General features: G+C 70.3%; 29 protein-coding genes. 18 read left to right on the top strand and 11 right to left on the bottom strand.

Features of this window, described 5'->3' with window-relative positions; genetic code table 11:
• Positions 1–36: 36 nt before the first annotated feature.
• Positions 37–1,218, bottom strand: coding sequence for a cupin domain-containing protein (locus ACLJQ7_RS18125; protein WP_410649371.1), 1,182 nt, complete (start codon positions 1,216–1,218; stop codon positions 37–39).
• Positions 1,219–1,350: a hypothetical protein gene (locus ACLJQ7_RS18120; RefSeq protein ID WP_410649370.1), complete on the bottom strand. Its 132-nt coding sequence runs from the start codon at positions 1,348–1,350 to the stop codon at positions 1,219–1,221. It lies immediately after the preceding gene.
• A gap of 171 nt (positions 1,351–1,521) precedes the next feature.
• Here ACLJQ7_RS18120 and crcB (ACLJQ7_RS18115) point away from each other — a divergent pair, with 171 nt between their 5' ends.
• Entirely contained in the window at positions 1,522–1,932 is a 411-nt protein-coding gene (crcB, locus tag ACLJQ7_RS18115; RefSeq protein ID WP_410649369.1) for a fluoride efflux transporter CrcB, read from the top strand.
• Positions 1,929–2,303, top strand: coding sequence for a fluoride efflux transporter CrcB (gene crcB, locus ACLJQ7_RS18110; RefSeq protein WP_410649368.1), 375 nt, complete (start codon positions 1,929–1,931; stop codon positions 2,301–2,303). Before crcB (ACLJQ7_RS18115) ends, crcB (ACLJQ7_RS18110) begins: the two co-directional genes overlap by 4 nt.
• 1 nt (position 2,304) lies before the next feature.
• Here crcB (ACLJQ7_RS18110) and ACLJQ7_RS18105 read toward each other — a convergent pair whose 3' ends face one another.
• Positions 2,305–2,730, bottom strand: coding sequence for a MarR family winged helix-turn-helix transcriptional regulator (locus tag ACLJQ7_RS18105; RefSeq protein WP_410649367.1), 426 nt, complete (start codon positions 2,728–2,730; stop codon positions 2,305–2,307).
• An 86-nt stretch (positions 2,731–2,816) separates the two neighbouring features.
• On the opposite strand from ACLJQ7_RS18105, the gene ACLJQ7_RS18100 reads away from it, so the two are divergent.
• Positions 2,817–3,893 carry an NAD(P)/FAD-dependent oxidoreductase gene (locus ACLJQ7_RS18100; RefSeq protein ID WP_410649366.1) on the top strand — a complete coding sequence of 359 codons (1,077 nt, stop codon included), beginning with the start codon at positions 2,817–2,819 and terminating at the stop codon, positions 3,891–3,893.
• A gap of 84 nt (positions 3,894–3,977) precedes the next feature.
• Here ACLJQ7_RS18100 and ACLJQ7_RS18095 read toward each other — a convergent pair whose 3' ends face one another.
• From ACLJQ7_RS18095 to ACLJQ7_RS18085, 3 genes are read right to left on the bottom strand one after another with little or no spacing between them, the layout of a single operon-like run.
• The gene (locus ACLJQ7_RS18095) at positions 3,978–4,931 is read right to left on the bottom strand and encodes an LLM class F420-dependent oxidoreductase (protein ID WP_410649365.1); all 954 of its coding nucleotides are present in this window, start codon (positions 4,929–4,931) and stop codon (positions 3,978–3,980) included.
• Positions 4,928–7,060: a prolyl oligopeptidase family serine peptidase gene (locus ACLJQ7_RS18090; RefSeq protein WP_410649364.1), complete on the bottom strand. Its 2,133-nt coding sequence runs from the start codon at positions 7,058–7,060 to the stop codon at positions 4,928–4,930. The genes ACLJQ7_RS18095 and ACLJQ7_RS18090 overlap by 4 nt, the downstream gene beginning before the upstream one ends.
• Positions 7,061–7,080: 20 nt before the next feature.
• Positions 7,081–7,935: a PPK2 family polyphosphate kinase gene (locus ACLJQ7_RS18085; protein ID WP_410649363.1), complete on the bottom strand. Its 855-nt coding sequence runs from the start codon at positions 7,933–7,935 to the stop codon at positions 7,081–7,083.
• A gap of 156 nt (positions 7,936–8,091) precedes the next feature.
• Here ACLJQ7_RS18085 and rocD point away from each other — a divergent pair, with 156 nt between their 5' ends.
• Positions 8,092–9,303: an ornithine--oxo-acid transaminase gene (gene rocD / locus ACLJQ7_RS18080; protein ID WP_410649362.1), complete on the top strand. Its 1,212-nt coding sequence runs from the start codon at positions 8,092–8,094 to the stop codon at positions 9,301–9,303.
• 196 nt (positions 9,304–9,499) lie between these two features.
• Entirely contained in the window at positions 9,500–10,861 is a 1,362-nt protein-coding gene (locus ACLJQ7_RS18075; protein WP_410649361.1) for a DUF2252 domain-containing protein, read from the top strand.
• Between the two features lie 510 nt (positions 10,862–11,371).
• On the opposite strand, the gene ACLJQ7_RS18070 is transcribed toward ACLJQ7_RS18075, so the two are convergent.
• Positions 11,372–12,247, bottom strand: coding sequence for an FAD-dependent oxidoreductase (locus ACLJQ7_RS18070; RefSeq protein WP_410649360.1), 876 nt, complete (start codon positions 12,245–12,247; stop codon positions 11,372–11,374).
• A gap of 70 nt (positions 12,248–12,317) precedes the next feature.
• Here ACLJQ7_RS18070 and ACLJQ7_RS18065 point away from each other — a divergent pair, with 70 nt between their 5' ends.
• Complete coding sequence (locus tag ACLJQ7_RS18065) at positions 12,318–12,926, top strand: phosphatase PAP2 family protein (protein WP_410649359.1); 609 nt, start codon at positions 12,318–12,320, stop codon at positions 12,924–12,926.
• On the opposite strand, the gene zapE is transcribed toward ACLJQ7_RS18065, so the two are convergent.
• A complete protein-coding gene (gene zapE / locus ACLJQ7_RS18060) occupies positions 12,880–13,914 on the bottom strand; it encodes a cell division protein ZapE (RefSeq protein WP_410649358.1) in 1,035 nt (344 codons plus the stop codon). The two genes, ACLJQ7_RS18065 and zapE, sit on opposite strands and share 47 nt — an antisense overlap.
• A 98-nt stretch (positions 13,915–14,012) precedes the next feature.
• Between zapE and ACLJQ7_RS18055 the strand changes: the two genes are divergently transcribed.
• The 10 genes from ACLJQ7_RS18055 to ACLJQ7_RS18010 all read left to right on the top strand — a co-directional run bounded on the left by ACLJQ7_RS18055 (position 14,013) and on the right by ACLJQ7_RS18010 (position 20,729).
• The gene (locus ACLJQ7_RS18055; RefSeq protein ID WP_410649357.1) at positions 14,013–14,759 is read left to right on the top strand and encodes a pyrimidine reductase family protein; all 747 of its coding nucleotides are present in this window, start codon (positions 14,013–14,015) and stop codon (positions 14,757–14,759) included.
• Entirely contained in the window at positions 14,756–15,313 is a 558-nt protein-coding gene (locus tag ACLJQ7_RS18050; RefSeq protein ID WP_410649356.1) for an RNA polymerase sigma factor, read from the top strand. Before ACLJQ7_RS18055 ends, ACLJQ7_RS18050 begins: the two co-directional genes overlap by 4 nt.
• Positions 15,313–15,738, top strand: coding sequence for a hypothetical protein (locus tag ACLJQ7_RS18045; RefSeq protein ID WP_410649355.1), 426 nt, complete (start codon positions 15,313–15,315; stop codon positions 15,736–15,738). The genes ACLJQ7_RS18050 and ACLJQ7_RS18045 overlap by 1 nt, the downstream gene beginning before the upstream one ends.
• A 133-nt stretch (positions 15,739–15,871) precedes the next feature.
• A complete protein-coding gene (locus tag ACLJQ7_RS18040; protein ID WP_410649354.1) occupies positions 15,872–16,321 on the top strand; it encodes an Asp23/Gls24 family envelope stress response protein in 450 nt (149 codons plus the stop codon).
• A complete protein-coding gene (locus ACLJQ7_RS18035; protein WP_410649353.1) occupies positions 16,321–16,497 on the top strand; it encodes a hypothetical protein in 177 nt (58 codons plus the stop codon). Before ACLJQ7_RS18040 ends, ACLJQ7_RS18035 begins: the two co-directional genes overlap by 1 nt.
• Positions 16,494–16,859 carry an Asp23/Gls24 family envelope stress response protein gene (locus ACLJQ7_RS18030; RefSeq protein ID WP_410649352.1) on the top strand — a complete coding sequence of 122 codons (366 nt, stop codon included), beginning with the start codon at positions 16,494–16,496 and terminating at the stop codon, positions 16,857–16,859. Before ACLJQ7_RS18035 ends, ACLJQ7_RS18030 begins: the two co-directional genes overlap by 4 nt.
• 13 nt (positions 16,860–16,872) lie before the next feature.
• Positions 16,873–17,409: a DUF6286 domain-containing protein gene (locus ACLJQ7_RS18025; protein ID WP_410649351.1), complete on the top strand. Its 537-nt coding sequence runs from the start codon at positions 16,873–16,875 to the stop codon at positions 17,407–17,409.
• On the top strand, positions 17,406–17,993 hold the full coding sequence (locus ACLJQ7_RS18020; RefSeq protein WP_410649350.1) for an alkaline shock response membrane anchor protein AmaP: 588 nt from the start codon (positions 17,406–17,408) through the stop codon (positions 17,991–17,993). Before ACLJQ7_RS18025 ends, ACLJQ7_RS18020 begins: the two co-directional genes overlap by 4 nt.
• A 28-nt stretch (positions 17,994–18,021) precedes the next feature.
• Complete coding sequence (locus tag ACLJQ7_RS18015) at positions 18,022–19,101, top strand: ATP-dependent DNA ligase (RefSeq protein WP_410649349.1); 1,080 nt, start codon at positions 18,022–18,024, stop codon at positions 19,099–19,101.
• A gap of 71 nt (positions 19,102–19,172) precedes the next feature.
• Positions 19,173–20,729: an alpha/beta hydrolase gene (locus tag ACLJQ7_RS18010; RefSeq protein ID WP_410649348.1), complete on the top strand. Its 1,557-nt coding sequence runs from the start codon at positions 19,173–19,175 to the stop codon at positions 20,727–20,729.
• A gap of 155 nt (positions 20,730–20,884) precedes the next feature.
• On the opposite strand, the gene ACLJQ7_RS18005 is transcribed toward ACLJQ7_RS18010, so the two are convergent.
• Positions 20,885–21,127, bottom strand: coding sequence for a DUF2630 family protein (locus tag ACLJQ7_RS18005; protein ID WP_410649347.1), 243 nt, complete (start codon positions 21,125–21,127; stop codon positions 20,885–20,887).
• 90 nt (positions 21,128–21,217) lie between these two features.
• On the opposite strand from ACLJQ7_RS18005, the gene ACLJQ7_RS18000 reads away from it, so the two are divergent.
• The gene (locus ACLJQ7_RS18000) at positions 21,218–21,574 is read left to right on the top strand and encodes a thioredoxin family protein (protein ID WP_020637318.1); all 357 of its coding nucleotides are present in this window, start codon (positions 21,218–21,220) and stop codon (positions 21,572–21,574) included.
• A gap of 87 nt (positions 21,575–21,661) precedes the next feature.
• Here ACLJQ7_RS18000 and ACLJQ7_RS17995 read toward each other — a convergent pair whose 3' ends face one another.
• The gene (locus ACLJQ7_RS17995) at positions 21,662–22,591 is read right to left on the bottom strand and encodes a proline dehydrogenase family protein (protein WP_410649346.1); all 930 of its coding nucleotides are present in this window, start codon (positions 22,589–22,591) and stop codon (positions 21,662–21,664) included.
• A gap of 18 nt (positions 22,592–22,609) precedes the next feature.
• Positions 22,610–24,247, bottom strand: a complete 1,638-nt coding sequence (gene pruA / locus ACLJQ7_RS17990) for an L-glutamate gamma-semialdehyde dehydrogenase (protein WP_410649345.1) — start codon at positions 24,245–24,247, stop codon at positions 22,610–22,612.
• A gap of 128 nt (positions 24,248–24,375) precedes the next feature.
• On the opposite strand from pruA, the gene ACLJQ7_RS17985 reads away from it, so the two are divergent.
• Positions 24,376–25,968: a PucR family transcriptional regulator gene (locus ACLJQ7_RS17985; RefSeq protein ID WP_410649804.1), complete on the top strand. Its 1,593-nt coding sequence runs from the start codon at positions 24,376–24,378 to the stop codon at positions 25,966–25,968.
• The last annotated feature ends 12 nt before the right edge of the window (positions 25,969–25,980 follow it).

Raw genomic sequence — 25,980 nt, 5'->3', positions numbered from 1 at the left:
CCGGCCGCCCTTCACACTTCTCGGCCCCTGTGACTTTCAGCCGATCGAGAGCAGCCCCTGCGTGGTGAGCTCACCGAGGAACGCCCGCACCGTCCCCCGATCGAGTTCGGACAGCTCGGCGAGTCGCTTGACCGCCTGCGGCGTTCCGTCGAGCAGCGTCTTCAGCAGCGGAGCCGCGGCGCTCGCGAAGACGAACCGCTTCCCGTCCGCGAGCAGGGTCACCCGGTCGTCACCTTCGTCGAGCACCGCCCTCGGGACGAGGAACCGGACCTCGGTCTCGTCGCCGTCCGGCAGCAGGCCGGGGGTCGCCGCCCACGGCAGCCCGACCCGCGGATGCGCCGGGGCCGCCGAATCGCGTTCGGCGAGGAACCGGCCGACGACGTCGCCGGTCAGCGTCGCTTCCAGTTCCGCCCGCAGCGCGGCGGCACGGGCCGCCCGCTCCTCGTCCGTCCCGAACCTCGGGAGATCCTGGCGGAACACCTCGCTCGCCCTGAGCTTGTCGGCGAGCCAGGACACCAGGTCGATCCCGGTCGCGGGACTGAAGCCGAGCGTGAGATGCAGCGACATCTCCCCCACCGCGGTGACGTCGTGCCAATGCCCACGCGGGACATAGAGGACGTCACCGTCTTCGAGGATGAAGTCGTCGATCGGCTCACCGGGCCGCTCGGGCTGTTCGACGTCGCGGTGCAGCGGAGCGGGCCTGGTCGGACCGTGCATCCGCCAGCGTTTGCGCCCGGCGACCTGGATGATGAACGCGTCGTGGTCGTCCCAGTGCACGTCGAAACCGTGCGTCACGCCCCAGCCCGCGTACAGGTTGACCTGGACGCTCTCGCGAAGGTCGTGTTCGAGGCCCCTGGCGAGATCGCCGATCGGGTCGCTGAGTTCCTGAATGGCGTCGAGCACCATCGTCGCGCCGCCGCGGAGGTGCTCGGTGAACGGAGCGGCCAGCAGGCGGGGGACGGTGCCACTGCGGCGGGTGGGGACGAGATCGGTGTAGCTCTCCATCGGCACCGGGGTGCCGTCGAGCGCGAGGCGCAGCCGCGGGAACTCAAGGCGGTGCTGCCGGAGGATCGCGTTCAGCGCCGGCCATGGCAACAGTTCGGCGAACCGGCCCGCGCGGCCTTCGAAACGGCGGTAGGTCTCGCCCTGGACGTCTTGGAAGAACTGGCTGACCCCGAGCGGAGCCACGAGGTCAGCCAGCGTCGGCGTTTCGGGCACTCAGCCGTCGTTGCCGTCGTTGTCGGCGGCCGCGCCGTTGGCCTTCCCGCGGTCGGCCGCGGTCGGGATCATCTCGACCTCCAGCAGCAAACCGCTGTCGGGAGCCTGCATACCTGACTGTTCCTGAGCCATCCTGCCACCTTTTTCTCGACGAGCGGACGGACCGAAAATCGGTCTGGAGCGCCGCCCAGCCTACGACACGTTTCGAGAAAATTCACTGTCCAGCAGGGAAAAACGGCATAGTGAGCGATCTTCGACACCGTGGCGCCGGTTCACCCGGACAGCGGTTCTAAGCTGGCATTCATGGCTGATGCGGCATCCGTTCCCCGCCCGCGCTGGGACGTCCTCGCGGCCGTCGGCGCGGGCGGCGCGCTGGGCAGTCTCGCCCGCTACGGCCTGTCGGTCGCCGTTCCCCATTCCCGCGGCCAGTTCGCGCTTTCCACTTTCTCCACCAACGTTTCCGGCTGTCTGCTAATCGGTGTCCTGATGGCCCTGCTGACCGCGGCGGAGGACCCGCACCGGCTGCTGCGCCCCTTCCTCGGCGTCGGGATCCTGGGCGGTTACACGACGTTTTCGACCTATGCGACCGACACACTCGATCTTGTGACGACCGGCCGCCCGTTCACCGGGTTGGCTTACGCCTTCGGAACGGTGGCCGCGGTGCTGGTAGCCGTCTACGCCGGGCACGAGATCACCCGTGCGGTGAAGAAATGACCCTCTTCTTCGTCGCACTCGGCGGCGGTTTCGGCGCTGTCGTCCGTTTCCTGACCGATCTCCGGCTGCGCGCGCGGCGAGGTACCGCCTTCCCGTGGGGCACGCTGGCGGTCAACATCGCGGGCTCGTCGATCCTCGGGGTCCTCACCGGCTGGGCACTGCACGGCGGACAGCCGGACGGGATCCGTTCACTGGTGGCCGTCGGATTCTGCGGCGGACTCACCACTTTTTCGACCTTCGGCTACGAAACCCTGCTCCTGTTCACCGGGAAGACGCGCCCGCGGGCCGTGCTGAACGTCGCCGTCACGATGGCCGCCGGGATCGGCGCCGCGGCGGCGGGGCTCCTGCTCGCCGCCGCCATCTGGCACTGAATCAGTCTTCGGGCGCCATCCGCCACGCCGCGGCCGCGATCGCCTCACGCTGCTGGGCCGGGAGGCCCGCCGCCATCTCCTCCAGCTTTTCGACGACGCCTTCGTGCGCGGCGTTCGCGAGCCGGAGGCCTTCTTCGGTCAGCGTGATCTTCAGTGCGCGACGATCACCGGAATCCGCGACCCGCTCGACGAGCGCGCGCCGCTGCACTCGGTCCACCAGACCGGTGACGCTGGACTTCTCCAGGTTCAGCAGCTTGCCGAGGTCGGTCATCCCGACGCCCGTCTCCCCCTGCGCCAGCACGCAGAGCAGCTGAGCCTGCTGCGGGGTGAGGTCGTGAGACCGGCCGACGTCGATGAAAGCCCGCTGCACCAGGTGCGAGAGCCGCACCAGCGCCGTCGCGAATCCGAGGTCTTCGGCCGTGGTCATGAACGCAGTCTACTTGACGATCGTTCGGAGTACGAACTACTGTAGTTCGCAGTGCCAACATTCCGTACTACGAACTAGGGGAACTCATGACCACGACCGTGGCCGTCATCGGCGGGGGATACGGCGGCACGACCGTCGCCAAGGAGCTGGACTCGTTCACCGACGTCGTGCTCGTCGAGCCGCGCGAGGACTTCGTCCACCACGTCGCCGCGTTGCGGGGGCTCGTCGATCCCGAATGGACGGATCGGCTCTTCTACCCGTACGCCCGGCTTCTTGAGCGGGGGCGCGTGCTCCGCGACCGCGCGGTGAGCGTGGACCAGGACGGCGTCACGCTCGCGTCGGGTGAACGGCTCACGCCGGACTACGTCGTGCTGGCGACCGGTTCGGCGTACCCGTTCCCGGCGAAGATCGATTTTTACGACAGCGCTTCGGCGAAGGCGAAGATCCATGCCACGCGGGAGGAACTCGCGGGCGCGGAGAAGGTCCTGCTGCTCGGCGCGGGCCCGGTGGGCCTCGAACTGGCGGGCGAGATCAAGGCGGTGTGGCCGGAGAAGGCCGTGACGATCGTCGACCCGGCGAAGGAGATCCTGCCCGGTTTCCCGGCGGACTTCCGCGCGGAGATCCGCCGCCAGCTCGCCGGACTGGGCGTCGAACTGCTGCTCGGCTTTTCGCTGACCGAGCCACCGGTCTCGGAACCAGGACAGGCCAAGACGTTCACCTCGGGCCTCACCGGTGGCGGCGAAGTGACCGCCGACCTGTGGTTCCAGTGCTTCGGCGGCGCGCCGCACACCGCGTACCTCGACGGCGAACTGGCCGCCGCGCGGCAGGCGAACGGACAGGTGGAGGTGACTCCCGAGCTGCGTCTTCCCGGACAACCCGGCGTGTTCGCGCTCGGTGACATCACCGCGTTGCCGGAGGGGAAGCTGGCGAAGGTGGCCGGTGACCACGCGGAGGTCGTCGTGGCCAACATCCGGGCGCTGATCGAAGGCGGCGAGGTGCGCGTGCACACCCCGGGCGGGCCGATGATCTCGTTGCCGCTCGGGCCTTCCGGGGGCGCGACCTACGCCGAGGAGGTCGGTATCCTGGATGCGGCGACGACCGCGGAGATCAAGGGGTCGCACATGATGGCTTCGCGGTACGACGAGCTGTTCAAAACCGCCTGAGTACGCCCCGCAAATGCTATGAAGGACGCTTTCATTGCGAAATTCGCAATGAAAGCGTCCTTCATAGCAGCCGGTGACACGCGGTCAGGAGCGCGGAGCCAGACCTCGCACGTGCGCGAACGGATCCTCACCCGTCGGCAACAGCGCGATGATCGGCGTCGTCAGCCCGTTGTCCACATAGGACTGCACCTGCTCGCGGCAGGAATCGAGGCTGCCATGGACGATCAGGTCGTCGACGACCTCGTCCGGGATGACCTGGTTCGCCTTCTGCCGGTCGCCCGCGGCCCACGCCTCGTGCATCGGCGCGAGCGCGTCGCCGCGGCCGAGCCATTCGTGGAACGCCGCGTACACCGGCACGGTCAGGTAGCTCGAGATGAGCATCCGGCCGAGCCCGCGCGCGGCGGCCTTGTCCTCGGTGGGGCAGACGAAGATCCGCGCGGCCAGTTCGGTGTCCGGACCGATCTCGGCCCGCACCTTCGGCACGTCGGAGGCGGCGAGCCAGTTGGTGATGGCGCCGTCGGCCTCCTTCGCGGCCAGCCGCAGCATCCCCGGCCGCAGCGCGGCGAGCATGATCGACGGCGGCGGGTCGGCGGGCCGCTCCAGCCGGAACTTGCTGACGGAGAACGACTCGTACTCCTCGGTGACCTTCTCCCCCGCCAGCGCCGACCGCAGGAAGCGCAGGGTGTCCCGCGAACGCGCGAACGGCGCTTCGAACTCGGCGGCGTTCCAGTTCTTCACGATCACCGGCGACGACGCGCCGATGCCGAGCACGAACCGGCCGGGCGCCAGTTCCGCGACGGTCGCCGCGCTCATCGCCAGCAGCCCGGGCCCGCGCGTGTACACCGGGACGATCGCGGTGCCCAGCCGCAGCCGCGGCGCCCACTGCGAGGCCAGCACCAGCGGCGTGAAGGCGTCGTGGCCCGCGGTCTCGGCCGACCACGCGTCGGTGTAGCCGAGATCCGGCAGCTCCCGCACCATCTCCTCGTGCGCCGCGAGCGGTACCCCGGTCAGCGGAATGGTGATGCCCCACCGTTTCATGCGTTCTCCTCGCTCTTGACCGCGGCACCGGACAGCTCACGCACGATCCAGTCCACCTGCGTGCGCATCAGGTTCTCCGCGACCTCTTCGGCTTGCGGCGTCATATGCGTCGCGCCGGCCAGCGGCAGGAACACGTGCGCGCGTCCCTTGGCCAGCAAGGCCGACGACAGGCGCAACGAGTGGGCGACGAAAACGTTGTCGTCGGCCAGCCCGTGCACGATCAGCAGCGCCCGCGAGAGGTCACCGGCGCCGGCGATCAGCGAATTGTGCTCGTACGAAGCCGTTTCCTCCTGCGGAAGCCCGAGGTAACGCTCGGTGTAGTGCGTGTCGTACAACGACCAGTCGGTCACCGGTGCGCCCGCGACACCGGCGTGGAAGACGTCCGGGCGACGCAGCACGGCCAGCGCGGACAGATAGCCGCCGTAGGACCAGCCGCGGATCGCGACCCGTTCCAGATCGAGTTCCGGATGGAGCGCGGCCGCCGCGTGCAGGGCGTCGACCTGGTCGGCGAGGGTGACATCGGCGAGTTCGCCCGCGATCTCCTTTTCCCAGGCCGCACCCCGGCCGGGGGTCCCGCGCCCGTCGGCGACCAGCACCGCGAAGCCCTGGTCCGCGAGCCACTGCGGGGTCAGGAAGGCGTTGCGGGACTGCAGGACACGCTGGGCGTGGGGGCCGCCGTACGGGTCGAGCAGCACCGGGAGCTTACCTTCGCTCTCCTCGTACCCGGTCGGCAGCACCAGCGCGGCGCGCAGGCCCCGCTCCCCCAGCGTCAGCCAGGTCAGGTTCGGCACGACGTCGGGGTCGACGGTGAAGGAACCGATGCGCGCCACCGTCTTCTCGCCGGACACGACGGTCACCACCGGGCCGCTGCGCTCCAGGGTCCACGACGAGAGCACGGTCAGCGAAGCGTTCCCGGAGCCGACGTGCACACCGTCCTCATTGGACAGACGGCGGAGCTCGCCGCCCTCCGTGCGGAAGACGTGGATCTGCGTCGGGTCGGCCTCCGACGCGCTGAACAGCACCTCGTCGCCGATGTGCAGGATCGACCGCACCTGCAGCCCCGGCGGGGTGACCGCGACCCCGTCGACGACCAGCCGGTGGTCACCGTCGGCGGCGCTCTCACGCACCAGGCGGCCGTCGGAGGTCCACGCCGGGACGCCCGCGGTGAGCTCGACCCAGCGCTCGTCGGTCTCGGTGTGCAGCACCTCGACCGAACCGGTCGCCGGGTCGACCGCCTGGATCTCCAGCTTCCGCTGGTCACGCGACTGCACGGACACCAGCGGCTTGCCCGCGGCGGACCAGTGCACGGCGGCCAGGTACTCCCAGTCGGTCTTCTCGACGTCGACGCGGGAGCCGTCGAGGCCGAGGATCGCCAGCGTCACGTCCGCGTTAGTGGTACCCGCCGCCGGATACGCGACGACGTTCGCCGCCGACTGCGGGTTCGCCGGGTCGGCGATGGTCCAGCGCGGCACGGCGGCCCGGTCCGAGCGCTCGACCAGCAGGCTCTTCCCATCCGGCGACCACCAGTAGCCGCGGGTGCGGCCCATCTCCTCGGCCGCGATGAATTCCGCGAGCCCCCAGGCTATGTCTTCACTGTCGTCACCCGCCTCGCTGTCTTCACCGCCGAGCACGCGATCCTCACCGGTCGCCCGGTCGATCACCCGCAGGCGCCGGTCCCGGACGTAGGCGACGTGCGCACCGTCCGGGCTGGGCCGCGGGTCGACGACCGAACCGTCCACCAGCACCGCGACCTCGCCGGTGGCCAGGTCGAGGGTGTGGAGCTTGCCCGAGAGCGAGAACGCGGCGACGGTGAAGGCGTCGTCGATCGCGTACCCGACCACCCCGCCGCCGGTCTCCCGGCTGCGCTCGCGGCGGGCACGCTCCTCCGGCGGAAGGTCCTCTTCACCGGGCAACAGTTCGGCGGCGTCGACCAGCTTCGTCTCCTCGCCCGACGCGACGTCGAACGACCACAGGCTGTGCCGGGGGTCGGTGCCGGACTCGGACCGCAGGAACAGGATGCGGGAACCGTCCGGGGCGACCTTGAACTCTTTCGGCGCGCCGAGGGTGAAGCGCTGGGTGCGGGCCTGACGGCGGAGGAACGGGAGATCTTCGAGGCTGGTGTCGGTCACATCCGCACTCTCTCAGACGCTCAAGCCGGTACGCCAACGCCTTCCAGCTTCTCGATCTCCGTCCCGGGATCGAAGCCGGCCGGCGGGAACTTCGGGTCCAGCTCCTCGATCGTCTCGATCAGGAGCCGCGCGACCAGCCAGTTGCGGTACCACTTGCGATCGGCCGGGACGGCGTACCAGGGCGCGGCCTCGGTGGACGTCTTGGCGAAGATGTCGGCGTAGGCCTTCTGGTAGTCGTTCCACTGGGCGCGCGCGTCGAGGTCCGCGGGGTTGTACTTCCACCACTTCGCCGGATTCTCCAGCCTCGCCTTGAGGCGCTTGAGCTGCTCCTCCGGCGAGATGTCGAGGAAGACCTTCACGATCGTGGTGCCGGCGTCGGTCAGCTCCTGCTCGAACGCGTTGATCTCGGCGTAGCGCTTGCGCCATTCGGTTGCGGGCACCAGCTTCTGGACACGCGGGACCAGGATGTCCTCGTAGTGGGAGCGGTCGAAGACGCCGATCTGCCCCGGCGCCGGAAGCTGTTTGCGGATCCGCCACAGGTAGTGGTGACGCCGCTCCGCCGCGGTCGGCTTCTTGAACCCGGCGTACCGCACCCCCATCGGGTTGACCAGGCCGAGGACGTGGCCGACGGTGCCGCCCTTGCCGGAGGTGTCCATCCCCTGCAGGACCAGCAGGACACTGCGGTTCCCCTCGCCGACGCCTTCCGCGTACAGGGCCTCCTGCAGCTCGGCGAGCCTGCCTCCGGCGTCGACCAGGTCCTTGAGCACCTTGGGCTTCTTGTGCGGTCCGATCGGGAAGGAGCCCGGCTCGTGCCGCTCGCCGCCCTTGCCGATCCTCAGCGTGTCCCGGACGGAGACGGTGTCCTTTTTCGCCATCCGGCGACGATAACCGCGCTCCGGGCGCCGCGCCTCCGGTGCTCGAGTACGCCGATGCACGATTTCGCCACTCGAAGGAGTCGATACGCAATGAACAACGGGTCAAAGCAACGTTTCCCGGATGAAAGCAGCCGGATGGACATCTAACCTGAACGCATGACGACCGCCGACTTCATCGCGCTCGACGAGCAGTGGAGCACGCACAACTACCACCCGCTCCCGGTGGTGATCGCCACCGCCGAAGGAGCCTCGGTCACCGACGTCGAGGGCAAGACCTACCTCGACTTCCTCTCCGGCTACTCCGCGCTGAACTTCGGGCACCGCCACCCCGGGCTCATCGCCGCCGCGATCGAGCAGTTCGGCCGGGTGACGCTGACCTCGCGCGCCTTCCACCACGACCAGCTCGGGCTGTTCTGCAAGGAGCTCGCCGAGCTGACCGGCACCGAGATGACCCTGCCGATGAACTCCGGCGCCGAAGCCGTCGAGTCGGCGGTGAAGATCGCCAGGAAGTGGGCGTACCGGGTCAAGGGCGTCCCCGACGGGACCGCGGAGATCGTCGTCGCCGGTTCCAACTTCCACGGCCGCACGACGACCATCGTGTCCTTCTCCACCGACGAGACCGCGCGCGCCGACTTCGGCCCCTTCACCCCGGGCTTCGTCACCGTCAAGTACGGCGACGCCGAAGCGCTGCGCGACGCCATCACCGAGCGCACCGCCGCGATCCTGCTGGAGCCGGTGCAGGGCGAGGCCGGCGTGATCGTGCCGCCCGCCGGCTACTTCGCCGAGGCCCGTCGGCTGTGCGACGAGCACAACGTGCTGCTGATCGCCGACGAGATCCAGTCCGGTCTCGCCCGCACCGGCACCGTCCTCGCGCTCGACCACGAAGGCGTCCGCGCCGACGTCTACACCCTGGGCAAGGCCCTGGGTGGCGGGATCATGCCGGTGTCGGCCGTGGTCGGCGGCAAGGACGTGCTCGGCGTCCTGCGGCCGGGTGAACACGGCTCCACCTTCGGCGGGAACCCGGTCGCCTGCGCGATCGGGCGCGCCGTGGTCGGGCTGCTGAAGACCGGCGAGTTCCAGGAGCGCTCGCGGGAACTGGGCGCCCACCTGCACTCGCGGCTCGGTGAACTGGTCGGCAACGGACTGGCCGAGGTCCGCGGGCGTGGGCTCTGGGCCGGGATCGACATCGCGCCCGGCGGGCCGACCGGCCGCGAGGCGTCCACCGCCCTGGCCGAACGCGGCGTCCTGTGCAAGGAGACGCACGACCACACGCTGCGGATCGCGCCGCCGCTGGTGATCGGCCGCGAGGAGCTCGACCGCGGTATCGACGCCATCACGGAGGTCGTCGGGACGTGTCTCCCGAAGTGAGGTTGACTGGCCGGGTGAGGACGCGCGCGCGTGTCTTCACGGCCGGAGGCGTCGGATTCGCGGAGGCGGGCCGCTGACCTGGCTGGGTGCGTGACCAGCCGATGCCGCGGCCCGGCTACGGAAATCCGAAAGCGCGCTTTGAGAGACACTGTCAAGACCCGGTGAACCTTTTGGACGGGCTGTACGTTGCCTGTCCATGGGAGACGAGCGGGAGTGGGTGGAGCGGCCGCTGGTCGGCACCGAGTCGGTGTCGCCGGAGGACTGGTTCGCGAGGGGTAAGGCGCTGCGGGACGAGGCGCCCTCGTCCGCGCACGACCACGCGGCGGCGGGCGAGGGACGGCCCAGCGTGGCGGAATTCTTCGCGCGCACCAACGAAGGCCGTCTGCCGGAACTGGTGGAACTGCGGCGCGAGCGCATGCTCGCGTCGCCGTTCACCTTCTACCGCGGGGCCGCCGGGCTGATGGCCGCCGACCTGGCGGGTTCGCCGTCGTCCGGGCTGACCGCGCAGCTCTGCGGGGACGCGCACGCGGCGAATTTCGGGCTGTACGGCACGCCCGAAGGCCAGATCGTCATGGACATCAACGACTTCGACGAATCCGTGCCGGGCCCGTGGGAGTGGGACCTCAAACGGCTCGCGGTGAGTCTCGTGCTCGCCGGGCGCGAGGGCGGCATCGGCGAGGCGGGCTGCCGTGAAGCCGCCGAAGACGCGGTGAAGTCGTACCGGCGCACGATCCGGGGGCTGGCGGAGCTGCCGTTCCTGCGGTCGTGGAACGCGCTGCCGGACGCGTCGGTGCTGAGCAAGGTCCGCGCGCACGATCTGATCGACGACTTCGAGGAAGCGGCCGAGAAGGCGCGAAAGAACACCAGCGCCAAGGTCACCGCGAAGTGGACCAGGCGCATCGACGACCACGAGACCGGCCTCGAACGCCATCGGTTCGTCGAAGACCCGCCGGTGCTCACCCACGTGGACGACGCGACCGCCGAAGCCGTCGTCGCCGGACTGGTGTCCTATGTGGACACACTGCGCGAGTCGCGGCGGACGCTGGTCTCGCGGTACCGGGTGTCCGATGTGGCGTTCCGGGTGGTCGGCACCGGCAGTGTCGGGCTGCGCAGTTATGTGGCACTGCTGCACGGGAACTCCGGCGAAGACCTTGTCCTGCAGGTGAAACAGGCCGTCCCGTCGGCACTCGCGCCGTTCCTCGGCCTGCCCGCCCCGGAGCACGAGGGACGGCGGATCGTCGAGGGCGCGCGGCTCGTGCAGGCCGAGACGGACATCCTGCTCGGCTGGACGACCATCGACGGCGTCCCGTACATCGTGCGGCAGTTCCGGAACCTCAAGGGCGACATCGACCCGGCGGAGCTGAAGAAGGACCACCTCGACGACTACGGCCGTCTCGCGGGTGCGTTGCTCGCGCGGGCGCACGCGCGGTCGCTGCATCCGCGGATGCTGGCGGGCTACTTCGAGGACGACGAAGACCTCGACGAGGCCATCGGGGCCTACGCGGTGCGGTACGCGGATCAGACCGAAGCGGACTTCGCCGCCTTCGCCGCCCTCTGACCCGCCGCATTTCGTCCTCTAAATGCGGGGAGCCGTCGCACAAGTCCGTGAAGGCCTCCTTGAGGGACTCTGGGTCTCTCAAGGAGGCCTTCACGGACAGCGGGGCGCGACCCGCAGCCCTGGAACACCTTGCCGAGTACATGAAGGTCCCCTTCCTCACGCCTGGCGACAGGGTCCTGGCAAGGTCACCTAATCAGGGCAGATGAACGGACAATGTCCACAAAGGACGACAGAAGACCGGCCGAAGTCCGTTTGATGCTCATCTGTACGGTTTCGGGACGGGGTCGTGAGTGGTAACTGTCGTTCTAACGCTCATTACCACTCACGACTCACGACTCCTTCGCGAAACGCCCCGAATCGGGCACCAGCCACCCGGGAAGTGTCCCCTGTGGACAGTCGCGTAGAGCCCCTCCGCCACCCCCTTGACCAGCGGATAGGCGAGTCTGCCGGGTCCCGGAGGCCCCTTCATGTACTTCAGCCCACGCATTTCGTCCTCTGAATGCGGAAGGGTCACACCAGGGCCAGGACGTCGTCCGCGCAGCCCCAAGCCACCGTGATCCCCGCGCCCCCGTGCCCGTAGCAGTGCACGACCCGGCCGTCCCGGTCCAGCCGCACCTCGGGCCGGAACGGCCGCAGGCCCACCTTCGCCCCCAGCACGGGCGCGTCGGCCAGCGCGGGCACGAGCTCCCGGCACCGCCGCACGATGTCGGCGGTCACCCCGGGATCCGGTTCGACGGAGTCGCGCCCCGGTTCCTGCGTGCCACCGCAGACGACGTGTCGTCCGTGCGGGATCACGTGCCGCAGCACCGGGGTGGCCCCGTCGACGATCCATTCGGTCAGCCCCGGGTCGGCGAGATGGACGACCTGGCCGCCGACCGGCACCACGGTGCCGTCCCCCGCGAGCCGCCCGCCGCCGAGTCCGGCGGCGTTCACGACGAGGTCCGCGTCGACGTCGTCCAGCCGCGAGACGGTGCGGTGCTCGGTGCGTACACCCAGCGCGGCGACCTGGCCGGCGAGCCAGGTGAGGTACACCGGCGTGTCGACCAGCGCGGTCGTGAAGGTGAGCCGTCCGGGTTCGTGGTCGAGGTCGGGCATCGACAACGCCCACGAAGGCAGCGGCGCCTCGCGCGGGATCAGGTACCTACCCCGGACCATGCGGACCCCTGGCGCACCGAGGCCGCGGTATTCCTCGACGCTCGTCGCGGTCCAGCGGTCGACCCGGTCGGAGTTCGCGGCCAGCGGCGGGAAGAGCACACCACCGGCGACCGCCGAGGTCGTCTCCCCCGGCCCGGTGTCGGTGACCACCGTGACATCGTGCCCAGCCCCGGCCAGCCGGTGCGCGCAGCTGAGCCCGATCACGCCGCCACCGACCACACTGATCCGCATCGAAAGCCCCCTTCGTCCTCGCGAGCCGTCCTTGCATGGTGACTGATCACCCGTCCCGTAATCTCGCCGGATGAGCGGAAGAGGGCCGTACGGGCCGGTCGCGGTGACCTGCGCCGCGATCATGGTGGTGCTCGGTTTGCTGGTCTCCGGCGAGGGCCCTTCCGTTCCCGACGAGGTGGCCGTCCACTGGGTGGAGCGGACCTTCGGTCCCGACGCCGCCCTCCTGCGGCTCCTGGTGCTGCCGACCGAGGCCTACGTCCTGATCCCGGTCGCGGTCCTCGCCGCCGTCCTCTGCCTGATCGGACGGCGCAGGCTCGAAGCGGCGCTGACCATCGTCGGCCCGCTCATCGCGATCCTCGCGAACACCTGGGTGCTCAAACCGCTCTTCGGCCGCTGGAAGTACGCCTACCTCGCCTATCCCAGCGGGCACACCGTCGCGCTGGTCGCGGTGCTGACGGTGCTCGTCCTGCTCGCGCGCCCCGGCGTCGCGACGGCGGTCATCTCGACGGTGGGCGCCGTGGTGCTCTGCGGCGTCACGATCGGCATGCTCGGCCTCGGCTACCACTACCTGACCGACGTAGTGGGCGGCGCGCTGTTCGCCGTCGCGACCGTGTGCGCGACGTGGGTGCTGCTCAGCTGGGCTGCACGGCGTCGCGCGCCAGTGCCGTCAGACGGCTGACGGCGCGCAGGTACTTCTTGCGGTAGCCGCCGTTCACCATCTCCTCGGTGAACAGCTCCGGCACCGGATCGCCCGAGACCACCAGCGGGATCGCGCGGTCGTAGAGCCGGTCGGCGAAGGCGACCAGGCGCAGTCCGACGTTCTGGTCGGGCACCGGGTGGATGTCGCGCAGGTGCACCCGGGTCACGCCCTCGAGAAGCCTGCCGTAGCGCGAAGGATGCAGGCCGCCAAGGTGTTCGCACAACGCGTCGAAATCGTCCACAGTGGACTCGGGATGCGCGGCGGCGGAGCTCTCCAGCTCCTCGGGGCTCGCGGGCGGCGGCGCGTCCGGCAGGCCCCGGTGGCGGTAGTCCGGGCCGTCGACGCGGCAGACGCCGAAGCGGGCGGACAGCGACTGGATCTCCCGCAGGAAGTCCGCGGCGGCGAACCGGCCCTCGCCGAGCTTGTCCGGCAGCGTGTTGGACGTCGCCGCCACGAACACCCCCGCCGAGATCAGCTCCTGCAGCAGCCGCGTGACGAGCATGGTGTCACCCGGGTCGTCGAGCTCGAACTCGTCGATCGCCAGGAACCGGTGTTCGGACAGCCGCCGCACCGCCTCGGCGAACCCCAGCGCGCCGACGAGATGGGTCAGCTCCACGAACGTCCCGTACGCCTTGGGCGACGGCGTCTCGTGCCAGGTCGAGGCGAGCAGGTGGGTCTTGCCGACGCCGAATCCGCCGTCGAGATAAAGCCCCCTCGGCCCGGACGGCGCCTCGTTCCCGCCCCCGAAGAGCGCGCGCAGCTTCGACTTCGGCTTCCGGTTCGACGCTTCCGCCACGCGCTTCGCGAACGCGTCACAGGTGACGACGGCCTCGGCCTGGCTCGGCTCGTCCGGGTTGGGCACGTACGTGGAGAACCGGACCGCGTCGAACCTCGGCGGCGGGACGAGCGCGGTGATCAGCTCGTCGGCGGACAGCTCCGGACGGCGATCGATCAGGCGGGCGGGCATTCGCCGAGCGTAACGGCACCGGCGTGACGGGTTCACCCTCCCTGACCGGGTGTATCCCCCGCTCAGCGGTGCCATCAGGCGCGTGTTGGGATGTCGGTGTGCAGCTTTTGTGGCCAACGACACCGGGTGATGCCGTCTCCGATTCCGACCTCGAACGGCTCTATGGGTATCCGGACGACCTGAACCGCCCCTGGGTCCAGGTCAATTTCGTCAGCTCCGCGGACGGCGCGGTGGCGGTCGACGAGCTGTCCGAAGGGCTTTCCCACCCCGCCGACAAGCGGATCTTCCTGATGGGACGGCTGCTCTCCGACGTGATCCTGGTCGGTGCGGGCACGGCGCGCGCCGAGGGTTATCGCGGCGCGCGCGTCTCTCCCGAACGCGCCGCCCGCCGGGTCGCGCTCGGACTTTCCGAGGTTCCGCCGATCGCGGTGGTAACCCGTTCCGGTGAACTCGATCCCGAGGGCCCGTTGTTCACCGACACCAAGATCCCGCCGATCGTCATCACCACCGAGAAGGCGCCGCGCGCCGAGTTGGAGCGCGCGGGTGCCGAGGTGCTCGTCGCCGGGACCACCGAGGTCGACCTCCATCGGGCGCTCGCGCTGCTGGGCGAGCGCGGCCTGCGGCGTGTCGACTGCGAGGGTGGGCCGGCGCTGTTCGCCGACCTGATCGCCGCCGACCTCGTCGACCAGCTGTGCCTCACCATCGCCCCCCTGCTGGCGGGAGCGGGCGAGAGCCGGATCGTCCGCGGCGGCCCGGCCCCGGAACCGCGGCGGATGGATCTCGCGTCCGTGCTCGTCGAAGACGGTTTCACCATGCTGCGCTATCGCCGCCGGGAGGGCGGGTGAGCGAGCCCGCGCCGGTTCCGGACGAGGAGCTGGTGGCCCGGGCCGCCGCCGGGGACCACGGTGCGTTCGGCACCCTGGTCCGGCGGCATACGGCCAGGATGTACCGGGTGGCGCTGCGGATCACCGGCAGTTCGTCCGAGGCCGAGGACGTCGTCCAGGAGGCCTGGCTCTCCGCGTGGCGGGCGCTGCCCGGCTTCCGGTTCGAATCCGCGGTGTCGACCTGGCTCTACCGGGTGGCGACGAACGGCGCGCTCGGCGTGGTCCGGCGCCGGAAACCGACCGTGCCGCTCGACGAGGGCGACGCGGGCGTCGTGCCTGGTCCGGAGGGCCATGTGGTGAGCGCCGAACAGGTCGGCAGGGTGCTGCGCGCGATCTCCGAACTGGACGTCGGCCAGCGGATCCCGCTGATTCTGCGAGAATTCGAAGGGTTGACCTACGACGAGGTGGCCGAGGTGCTCGAAGTCAGCGTGCCCGCTCTGCGTGCCCGGCTGCACCGCGCGAGGGTGGCGCTGCTGGCGAAACTCGGCGAGACTTTCAGACCGGGGGAACGGTGATGAGCGAGGACCCGCGCGACGACCCCCGGTGGCAGCAGGTGCGCGCCGCCGCGAGCCGTCCGGTGCCGACGCCGCCGGGACTCGTCGAACGGGTGCTCCGCTCGGTCGGCGGCGTCCGCGGCAGGCACACCACCGCCCCGCTCGACCTGCCGTCGTCAGGCGGGAAGACCCAGGTGTCGGAACGGGCGCTGGTGCTGATGACCAGGAGCCTCGCCGCCGAGATCGGCCGCGAGCTCGGCGGGGTCCACGTCGCGGCCGTCGCGCTCGAAGAGGACGTTCTCCAGGTGCTGGTGACGATCCGGTTCGGCGTCGAAGCGGCCGTCGCGGACCTGCTGCGACATCGGGTCAGCACGGCACTGACCGGTCAGCTCGGGTCCGCCCCGCCCGCGGTCAACGTCCACGTCGTCGACGTGCATCCGGACTGATCCCCGGAACTGATTACCCCATTCGAGGGACATCGCGTGACGGCTCGGCATGCGCGCGTGTCCTGGTCGGTGAGAGCGTAGGGACCGCCGCGCGCGCAGGTCGTGCGGCACCGGCCGAGAAGGAGCGGACTTCATGGCACAGCCGAGCGCGAACAAGCCCGACGCCCTGGTGACGGGGTCGTCCCTCAACGAGGAAGGAGCCGCCGGCAAGACCACGATCTCGTCGGTGGTGGTGCAAAAGGTGGCAGGGCTCGCCACCCGCGAGGTGACCGGGATCCACGCACTGGGCGGCGGGGTGTCCCGTGCCTTCGGCGCGATCCGCGAGCGCATCCCCGGTTCCGGCACGGTCACCACGTCCGGGGTCTCGGTCGAGGTCGGCGAGAAGCAGGCGGCCATCGACCTCGACGTGGTCGTCGAGTACGGCGCCCGCATCGTCGACGTCGCGCGGGCGGTGCGCCGCAACGTGATCGGCCAGGTCGAGCAGATCACCGGCCTCGAGGTGATCGAGGTGAACATCGCGGTCAACGACATCCACCTGCCCGACGAGAACGGCGGCGAGACCGAGACCTCGCGGGTCGAGTGATGAACGGGACCCAGACCGGCCTGCTCGCCGGCCTCATCCTCGGCCTCTCCGCGACCCAGGGCTTCACCGCGTTCCTGGTGACGCTGGCCGTCGGCATCATCGGCCTCGTCCTCGGCCGCGTGCTCGACGGCGAACTCGACCTCGGCGACCTGTTCGGCCGGGGCCGCGACAAATGACCGTCCCGCCCGACGCTGTCGACGCCGCCGAGCGCGGCACCCTCACCATCTCGCCGTCCGTGGTCCGCAAGATCGCGCAGCACGCCGCGGACCAGGTCGACGGGACCACGCGCGCCGAGCGGCGGATCGCCGGGCTCGGGCTCGGGACACACGGCGCGAGCGCGAAGGTCGGCGGTGAGGGCAACGACGTCGACCTCGTGCTCGATGTGGCGCTGAACTATCCGGCGCCGGTGCGGCGGATCGTCGGCGACCTGCGCGCCAGGGTCACCGAGGAGGTCGAGCGGATCACCTCCTACCAGGTGCGGGACGTCTCGGTGACGGTCTCCGCGCTCCTGCCCGACATCGCGCCCCGCGTCCGCTAGAAGGAGCACCCGCATGCGTTTGATCGTCCGCCTGCTGTCGGCCCTGATCGGGCTGGCACTGGCCGCCGCCGGGGTCCTGCTGGCACTGGAGGTCGGCTGGGGCTGGTGGCGGCCGGGCCGGGGCCCGCTGTTCCTCCCGTGGGACGACTGGCGCGACAGGCTCGCGGAACAGTCCTGGAACGCTTCCCTGGTCCGGTATCTCGCGATCGCCGTCGCGGTCGTGGGCCTGCTGCTGATCATCGCGGCGGCCTCGGCCGGGCGGCGGGCCATCCGGCTGACCGATCCGGCGAACGAGGTCAGCGTGACCACGTCGCCGCGTTCCCTGGCGAGGCTGGTCGGGGTGACCGTGCGCGCGCAGGACAACGTCGCGGGCGCGAAGGTCACGGCCACCGCCAAGAAGATCCGTGTCCGCGCGACGAGCAGGCTGGAGACCGAAGGCGAGCTGCGCCCGCGGCTGTTAAAGACGGTCTCCGGTCTGCTCGACGACGTCCCGTTGGTGCGACGGCCGAAGGTGTCGGTCGTCGTCGACTCCCCGAAGGACCGCCGATGACCCGTTCGGTCTCCGCCAAGGCACTCGGCCGGTCCACCGGCACGGAACGGACCCTGACCGTCCTCATCGGACTCGTCGCGCTGCTCGGTGGCGCGGCGGCGCTCGTGGTCGGCGCGGGCTGGATCGGCACGCACCGCGCCGGCAGGCCGCTCGTCGACCCGATCGCCCTCGACTGGCTGTCACGGCACGCGCTCGCGTCCCGGATCGGCGCGATCGTGCTCGGCGTGCTCCTGCTGTGGCAGGGACTGTGGTGGTTCTTCCGGTCGCTGCGCCCGGAAGGCCGCCCGGACCTCGAACTCGACGACGACCTCGTGGTGACCTCCTCGGCCATCTCCGAGGCCGTCCGTGCCGACGCGGAGACCGTCGACGGCGTCGGGCGCGCCCGGGTCCGCGCGGTCGGCGACCAGGAGAACCCGGCGCTGCGGATCACGCTCTGGCTCGTCGAGGGCACCGACCTGAAACGGGTCTGGGAGCAGCTCGACCACACGGTGCTGGCCCGCGCGCGCGAGTCGCTCGGGGTGGACGTCCTGCCGACGGCCGTCCGGATCGAACTCGACACGACAGCACCGCAACGGGTGCGCTGACCGGCTCCTTGCGGCAAGAATGGCCGTCATGTCGCTTCCCCTGACGCCGCCGGTCAAACCGATGCTCGCCAAACCGGCGAAGGCGATCCCCGATTCCGGCGGCCTGCTGTTCGAGCCGAAATGGGACGGATACCGCTGCCTGGTGTTCCGCGACGGCGACGAGCTGACCTTGCAGTCGCGTTCGGAGAAACCGCTCAACCGGTACTTCCCCGAGGTCGTCGAGCGGTTGAAGGCGGCACTGCCCGAGCGGATCGTGCTGGACGGCGAACTGGTGGTCGCCCGGGACGGGAAGCTGGACTTCGACGCGCTCACCGACCGGGTCCACCCCGCCGAAAGCCGGATCAAGCTGCTGGCGGAGCAGACCCCGGCGGAGTTCGTCGCGTTCGACCTGCTGGCGCTGGGCGACGAGTCCTTTCTGGACGAACCGACCTCGAAGCGGCGGGAGCGGCTGGAGAAACTGGCCTCCGACGCCGTCCACCTGACGCCTGCCACTTCGGATCCGGCGATCGCGCGGCACTGGTTCGAACTGTTCGAGGGCGCGGGGCTCGACGGCGTCATCGGCAAACCGCTCGACGAGCCGTACACCCCCGGCAAACGGGTTCTGCTGAAGTACAAGCACTCGCGCACCGCCGACTGCGTGCTCGCCGGGCTGCGCTGGCACGTCGACGGCGAACCGGGCGAGATGGTCGGCTCGTTCCTGCTCGGGCTCTACGACGAGGACGGCGTACTGCACCACCCCGGCGTCGTCGGGTCGTTCCCGGTCACCCGCCGGCGTGAGCTGGCCGAGGAGCTGGCGCCGCTGATCACCGACGGCGCCGACCACCCCTGGCTGGGTGACAACGTGCGCGAGAACCAGCGGATCCCCGGCGGCATCACCCGATGGAAGTCCAAGGAAGCTCCCTGGGTGCCGCTGAAGCTGGAAAAAGTGGTCGAGGTCGGCTACGAGCACACTGAGGCCGCATTTCCGTCGCGGTTCCGGCACACCGCGCAGTTCAAACGCTGGCGCCCCGACCGCGAGCCGTCCTCCTGCACCTACGCCCAGCTTGAGGAGATCGCCCGCTACGACCTGGACGCGGTGTTCCGCGGCGAGGTGAAACGCACCCGCTAACCGTGTCCTGACATCCGACCTGCGAAGCTCTGTTCCGAGCTTTGTCATGCCTTGGAAGTGAGGACCAGCCCGTGAGCACCGCCCGCCGCACGCCACGGCTGTTCCTGACGACCACCGTGGTGACGGCCGTGCTCGCGGGCTGCACGGCCGGCCCGTCGGTGCGGCCGGCGGTGATCGACAACGACGGCAAGCCGAATCCCGGCGGCCCGACGACGGCGCAGCAGGTCCCGCTGCCGCCGCTCGCCGAACCGCGGTCGCCGTCGATCAAATGGGAGGACTGCGACGAAGCGACCCGGCAACGCCTGGGCCAGCCGTCCGTGCCGGACACGCTGAAGTTCTCCTGCGCCAGGGTGCCCACCACGCTCGACGCGCCGGATCTGCCCGGGCGCGGGCTCTCGCGGCTTTCGGTGGTCAAGACCGGGGGCGGGCCGATCCCGCTCGTCGTGGTCAACGACGTCGACGGTGAGCCGGGGTCGCTGTACGCCGCGCGGCTGGCCGCGACGCTGCCGCCCGAGTTCCTGCAGAAGTTCTCGCTGATCGGCGTGGACCGGCGTGGGACGGGCACGTCCATGCCGGTGCAGTGCATCCCGGCGGAGATCCGCAGCGATTTGCTCGGCGCCGATCCGGCCGCCGCCGACCTCGAAGGCGTCGTCGACGCGGCACGCCGGGCGGGGCAGCAGTGCGCCATCGAACTGGACGACGCGCAGGTCGCGATGGACAGCTGGCGGGCGGCGGGCGACCTCGAAGAACTCCGGGAGCAACTGGGGCTGGACAAACTGCACGCGCTGGGCCGCGGCGACGGTTCGAAGGTCCTCGCCGAATACGCCGTGCGGTTCCCCGCCCAGGTCGGCCGGGTCATGCTCGACGGGCTGCCCGACCCCGCCCCCGACGCGGCCGCCACGCAGGAAGGCGTCGCCGCGGGCGCGCAGGCGACCCTCGACGCGTTCGGCGCCGATTGCATCGCGAGGGGCTGCCCGATCGGTGACGCCCGCTCGGCCGTGACCGCCGTCGCGGACCGGCTCCGGTCGGCGTCCGCGATGACCACCGACGGCGAGGAGATCACCCCGGGGATCGCGCTGTACGCGATCTACTCCGGGCTCGCACAGCGCTCGCGCTGGGTGGAACTCGCCGAGGCGCTCAAGACCGCGCAGACCGGCGACGTCACACCGCTCGCCGCGTTCGCCGAGCCGGTGCTGAAGGACACCAAGGCGCGCCCGTCGCGGCTGGACGGCACACTCGCGACCAAGTGCAACGACAACGCGACCAGGCTCTCGGCCGAGGAGCTCACGCGCGCGACCACGACCCTGCGCGACAAGTACCCGCAGTTCGGTGTCTTCGCCGCGCAGCAGCTGGCCTGGTGCAGCCCGTGGCCCGTGCGGCGTGAACCGCTTCCGCCCGCGGGAGCGCCGGGCGCCCCGCCGATGCTCGTCGCGGGCACCGCGACCGACCCGGTCACGCCGGAACAGGGCACCGGCCGGGCGGCCGACCAGATGCCGAGCGCGGTGACGATCACCTGGCAGGGTGCCGGGCACGGCGCGCTGACCCTCTCGCCGTGTGTCGCGGACGCGACGCGGGCCTTCCTGATCGACGGGAAGGTCCCGGTCGACGGGACCCTCTGCCCGGCCTGATCCGCTCCAGCCCGCGCCTCCACCGCTCACGACACCCGGCCACCTCCGGCGCCCCCGCCCGCGCGTGAGATGAAGGACGCTTTCATCGCAAAATTTGCTATGAAAGGCCCCTTCATTGCACGCGCGCGAGGCGTCGGCCAGGGCGCGAGAAGGATCTACTGCCGGTAAGACTCCACCTCGGCGATCGGCCGCGCCGTCGCCTGGTCCGGGTCCTCGTCGAACTCCACCCGCGCCCGCCGCTGCCGCAGCAGGTCCCAGCACTGGTCCAGCTGCTGTTCCACACTCGCGAGCCGGGACCGGTCGTCCGAGCTCAGCCCGGTGCCGATCGCCCGCGAACGGAGCTCGTGCTCCTCGCTGACCAGTTCGTCGATCCGGCTCAAGATCTCCCCGTCGGCCATGTGCGCCTCCTGCGAAACGTGGGTTGCTCCATCCGAGACGCTACGCGCGATCCCGGGAATGCGCGTCCCGCCCGATTCGTTACGCCGGGCATGAGCACAGTGGAGCTGACCGCCGCCAACTTCGATCAGGTCGTGTCGGAGAACGACTTCGTGATCATCGACTTCTGGGCGGGCTGGTGCATGCCGTGCCGCCAGTTCGCGCCGACCTACGAGAAGGTGTCGGGCAACCACGACGACATCGTCTTCGCGAGCGTCGACACCGAGGCCGAGCAGCAGCTGGCCGCGGCCTTCGACGTGCGTTCGATCCCCACCCTCGCGGTGATCCGCGACAAGACGGTCATCTACGCGCAGCCGGGCGCGCTCCCGGAGAAGACGCTGGAAGACCTCATCCAGCAGGCGCGCGACATCGACATGGACAAGCTCAAGGAAGAGGCCCAGGAGGCCTGATGAGCATGGAGAAGGGGCCCTTCCCGGCGGGTTTCGCCGGGAAGGGCCCCTTTGTCTTTCAGCGGACCAATGCCACCGGGGACCGGGTCAGCCCCGGGTGGCGAGTCCGCGCAGGAAGAACGTCAGGTTCGCCGGGCGTTCCGCCAGCCTGCGCATGAAATAGCCGTACCATTCGTCGCCGTAGGGGACGTAGACGCGCATCGTCTTGCCGTCGCCCGCGATCCGGCGCTGCTCTTCGGGACGAATCCCGTACAGCATCTGGAATTCGTGGTCGTCCGCCTTGCGGTCCGCGTCGGCCGCGAGCTTCTCGGCGATCGCGATCATCCGCGGGTCGTGCGAGGCGACCATCGGATAACCCTTGCCCTGCATGAGGATCTTCAGGCAGCGCACATAGGACCTGTCCACTTCGGACTTGTCCTGGAACGCGACCTCCTCGGGTTCGGCGTACGCGCCCTTGCACAGCCGGACGCGCGAACCTTCCGTCGCCAGGTCGCGGCAGTCCTGCTCGGTGCGCCGCAGGTAGGCCTGCAGCACCGCGCCGACCCACGGGTACTCGGTACGCAGTTCCTTGAGGATGCCCAGCGTCGAGTCGGTGGTGGTGTGGTCCTCCATGTCGAGGGTCACCGTGGCACCGACCGCTTCGGCCGCCGCGCAGATCTTGCGGGCGTTCTCCAGCGCGACCTTCTCACCCTCGGCGGGGAGGAACTGCCCGACCGCGGACAGCTTCACCGAGACGTCCGCGCCGAACGCGAGACCGTCGGCCGCCAGTGCGGTCAGCAGTTCCTCGTAGGCGCGGACGGTCGTCGCGGCCTGCTCGGCGTCGGTGGTGTCCTCACCGAGGTAATCGAGGGTGACCCGGAGGCCCTGGTCGGCCAGTTCGCGGACCACCCTTGCGGCGTCGGGCGTCTTCGAACCGGCGACGAACCGGCCCACCACCGATCGGGTGGCGGGGACGACCTCGACCAGCTTGCGCATCCGCTGGGATCGAGCGGCGGCGAGCAACGGGGCACGCAACATCACGGACTCCTGGAGAACTCAGCCCTGGTGGGGGTAGCGGACGCTGGTGGGCGGAACGAAGGTCTCCTTGACCGAGCGCGGGCTCGTCCAGCGGAGCAGGTTGAACACCGAACCGGCCTTGTCGTTGGTGCCGGACGCGCGGGCACCGCCGAAGGGCTGCTGGCCGACGACCGCGCCGGTCGGCTTGTCGTTGACGTAGAAGTTGCCGGCGGCGAAACGCAGCGCCTCGGACGCCTTCGCCACGGCCGTGCGGTCGTTCGCGATGACCGCGCCGGTGAGCGCGTAGTCGGCGGTCTCGTCGACCAGCTTCAGCACGTTGTCGAAACCCTCGTCGGTGGCGTCGTCGTAGACGTGCAGGGCGAGGATCGGGCCGAAGTACTCGGTGCGGAAGATCTCGTGGTTCGGGTTGTCCGAGACGAGAATCGTCGGGCGCACGAAGTAGCCGACGCTGTCATCGGCGGTGCCACCGGCGATGACCTCGATCTCGGCGTCCTCGGCGGCGTTCTTCAGCACGGCGGCGTGCTTGTCGAAGGCGCGGCGGTCGATCACCGCTCCACCGAAGTTGTCCAGGTCGTTGACGTCGCCGTAGGTGATGGCCTCGGTCTCGGAGACCAGCTCGTCCTTCAGGCTCGCCCAGAGCGAACGCGGGACGTAGGCACGCGACGCGGCCGAGCACTTCTGGCCCTGGTATTCGAAGGCACCGCGGATCAGCGCGGTACGCAGGATGTCGACGTCGGCGGAGGCGTGCGCGAGCACGAAGTCCTTGCCGCCGGTCTCGCCGACCAGGCGCGGGTACGTGCGGTAGCCGGAGATGTTGGCGCCGACGGTGGACCACAGGTGCTGGAAGGTCGCGGTGGAACCGGTGAAGTGGATCCCGGCCAGGTCCCGGTGGGTCAGGGCGACCTCGGAGACGGCCTTGCCGTCACCCGGGAGCAGGTTGATGACGCCCGGCGGCAGGCCGGCCTCTTCGAGCAGGCGCATCAGCATGTGCGCGGCGTAGCTCTGCGTCGGCGACGGCTTCCACAGCACGACGTTGCCCATCAGCGCGGGCGCGGTCGGCAGGTTGCCGGAGATCGCGGTGAAGTTGAACGGGGTGATGGCGTACACGAAGCCCTCGAGCGGGCGGTGCTCCATCCGGTTCCAGATCCCGGGCGAGCTGACCGGCTGCTCGGCGAGGATCTGGCGGCCGAAGGCGACGTTGAAGCGCCAGAAGTCGATCAGCTCGCAGGCGGAGTCGATCTCGGCCTGGAAGGCGGTCTTCGACTGGCCGAGCATGGTGGCGGCGTTCAGCTTGGCGCGCCACGGGCCGGCCAGCAGGTCGGCGGCACGCAGGATGATCGCGGCGCGGTCGTCGAAGGACAGCGCGCGCCAGCCGGGGGCGGCGGCCTTGGCCGCGGCGATCGCGTCGTGGGTGTCCTGCGCGGTCGCGCTGTGGATGACGCCCAGCACGGCCTTGTGGTTGTGCGGCTGGACGACCTCGATCTTCTCGCCGCCGCCCTTGCGCTGCTCACCACCGATCGTCGCGGTGATGTCGATGGGGTCGGCGTTGCCCAGCAACTTGAGCGCGCCCTCGAGTTCAGCGCGCTCAGCGCTGCCCGGTGCGTAGTTCAGCACCGGCTCGTTCTTCGGGGCGGGGGTCTGGGTCACGGCGTCCACTGACTGCTCCTGACTGCACTTCGCCGGGTAGAGGTCTCACCCCGAACGGTAGACCTGACGGCTCCGCAACGGCTTGTCCGACTGGCTAGAATCAGGGTGACCATCTTGTCCGATCGGCTTAATCGGTGATCAAGACGACTACTCAGACGATCCCCGGCGCTTCGCTGCGGCACGTCCTCGCGACCCTCGGGGAACCGCTGGTCAGGGTGCTCGCGGCCCCTGGCGGACTCGGCGTCGGCGTGGAGGACGTCGTCATCCACGATCCGGAGGATCCGCCCGACGCCCATCCGGGCGACCTCGTCCTGGTGATCGGCGCCCGCGGCCGCTCGGCCGCCGGTGCGATCCGGGCGGCGGGACGGTCCGGCGCGGCCGCCGTCGCGGTCAAGAACGGCATGGCCGTCGTGAACGTCGCGACCGACGCGGGGGTCGCGCTGATCGAAGTCGGCCACGAGGCGCGCTGGGAGCAGGTCGAGGCGCTGGCCAGGGGCGTCGTCGACGCCGCCCGCGCGGGTGGCGAGGCGGACAGCGGCGAGGTGCTGGGCGACCTGTTCTCGCTCGCGCAGACCATCGCGACGCTGACCGGCGGGCTGGTCAGCATCGAGGACACCGCGAGCCGCGTACTGGCCTATTCGCGGGCGGGCGACGAGGTCGACGAGCTGCGCAGGCTTTCGATCCTCGGCCGCGAAGGACCGGAACGGTACCTCGCGATGCTGCGCGAATGGGGCATCTACCAGCGTCTTCGCGCCGGCGAGGGCATCGTCCGCATCGACGAGCGGCCCGATCTCGGCATCCGGCGGCGGATCGCGGCCGGGATCCACGCCGGATCGCAGCCGCTGGGCACGATCTGGGTCCAGGAGGGCGCGCATCCGCTCACCGAAAGCGCGGAAGTCGCCCTGCTCGGCGCCAGCCGAGCGCTCGCGCCGCAGCTGATCCGGCACCGGACGCTGCCCAGCCCGGAGCTCCGGCTGCGCGAGGATCTCCTCGCGGGACTGCTCGACGGCCGTCTCGACGCCGAGTCCGTCGCCGACGACATCGGCGCGGATCCCGGGAAACCGGCCATGGTGCTGGCGTTCTCGCTCCCCCGCGACCGGGCCGCGACGGACCGGCAGCTCCGGCGCGCGGAGCTGGTGCACCTGATCACCGTGCACACCGCCGCGTACCGGCGGAGCGCGCTGGTGAGCGTGATCGGCGGCCGGGTCTACGCGCTCCTGCCCGACCTCCCCGAGCACGCCGAACCGCGGATCCTGACGCTGGCCAAGGAAATCGCCGGCACCGCCCAACGGCATCTCGACGTCCGGGTGCGCGCGGCGCTGGGCGGTGTGGTCCCCAGCCTGTCCGACGCGGCGGCCTCCCGCGGCGACGCGGACCGCGTGCTGGCGACGATGGCGCGCGGGCACGGGACCGCGGACGTCGCCTCACTGGCCGACGTCCGCGCCGAAGTCCTGCTCTCGGAGGTACTGGCGTTCCTCGGCGAGCAGCCGAGGATCCGCGATCCGCGGCTGACCGAGCTGATCGCCCACGACGCCGAGCACGGCGGCATCCTGGTGCCCGCCGTGCTCGCCTACCTCGACGCTTTCGGCGACGTCCGGAAGGCGGCGCGCGAGCTGAACATCCACCCGAACACGGTCCGCTATCGGGTGCGCCGCGCCGGCGAGGTGTGCGGGCTCGATCTGGACGACCCCGCGCAACGCATCCTCACCCAGCTTCTTTTGCGCCTCTAGGGTTTCCCTTCG

The organism is Amycolatopsis sp. cmx-4-54 (assembly GCF_046548895.1).
Classification (GTDB): Bacteria; Actinomycetota; Actinomycetes; order Mycobacteriales; family Pseudonocardiaceae; genus Amycolatopsis.
The sequence above is the reverse complement of the archived record's forward strand: the minus strand, read 5'-3'. Positions and strand labels throughout refer to the sequence as shown.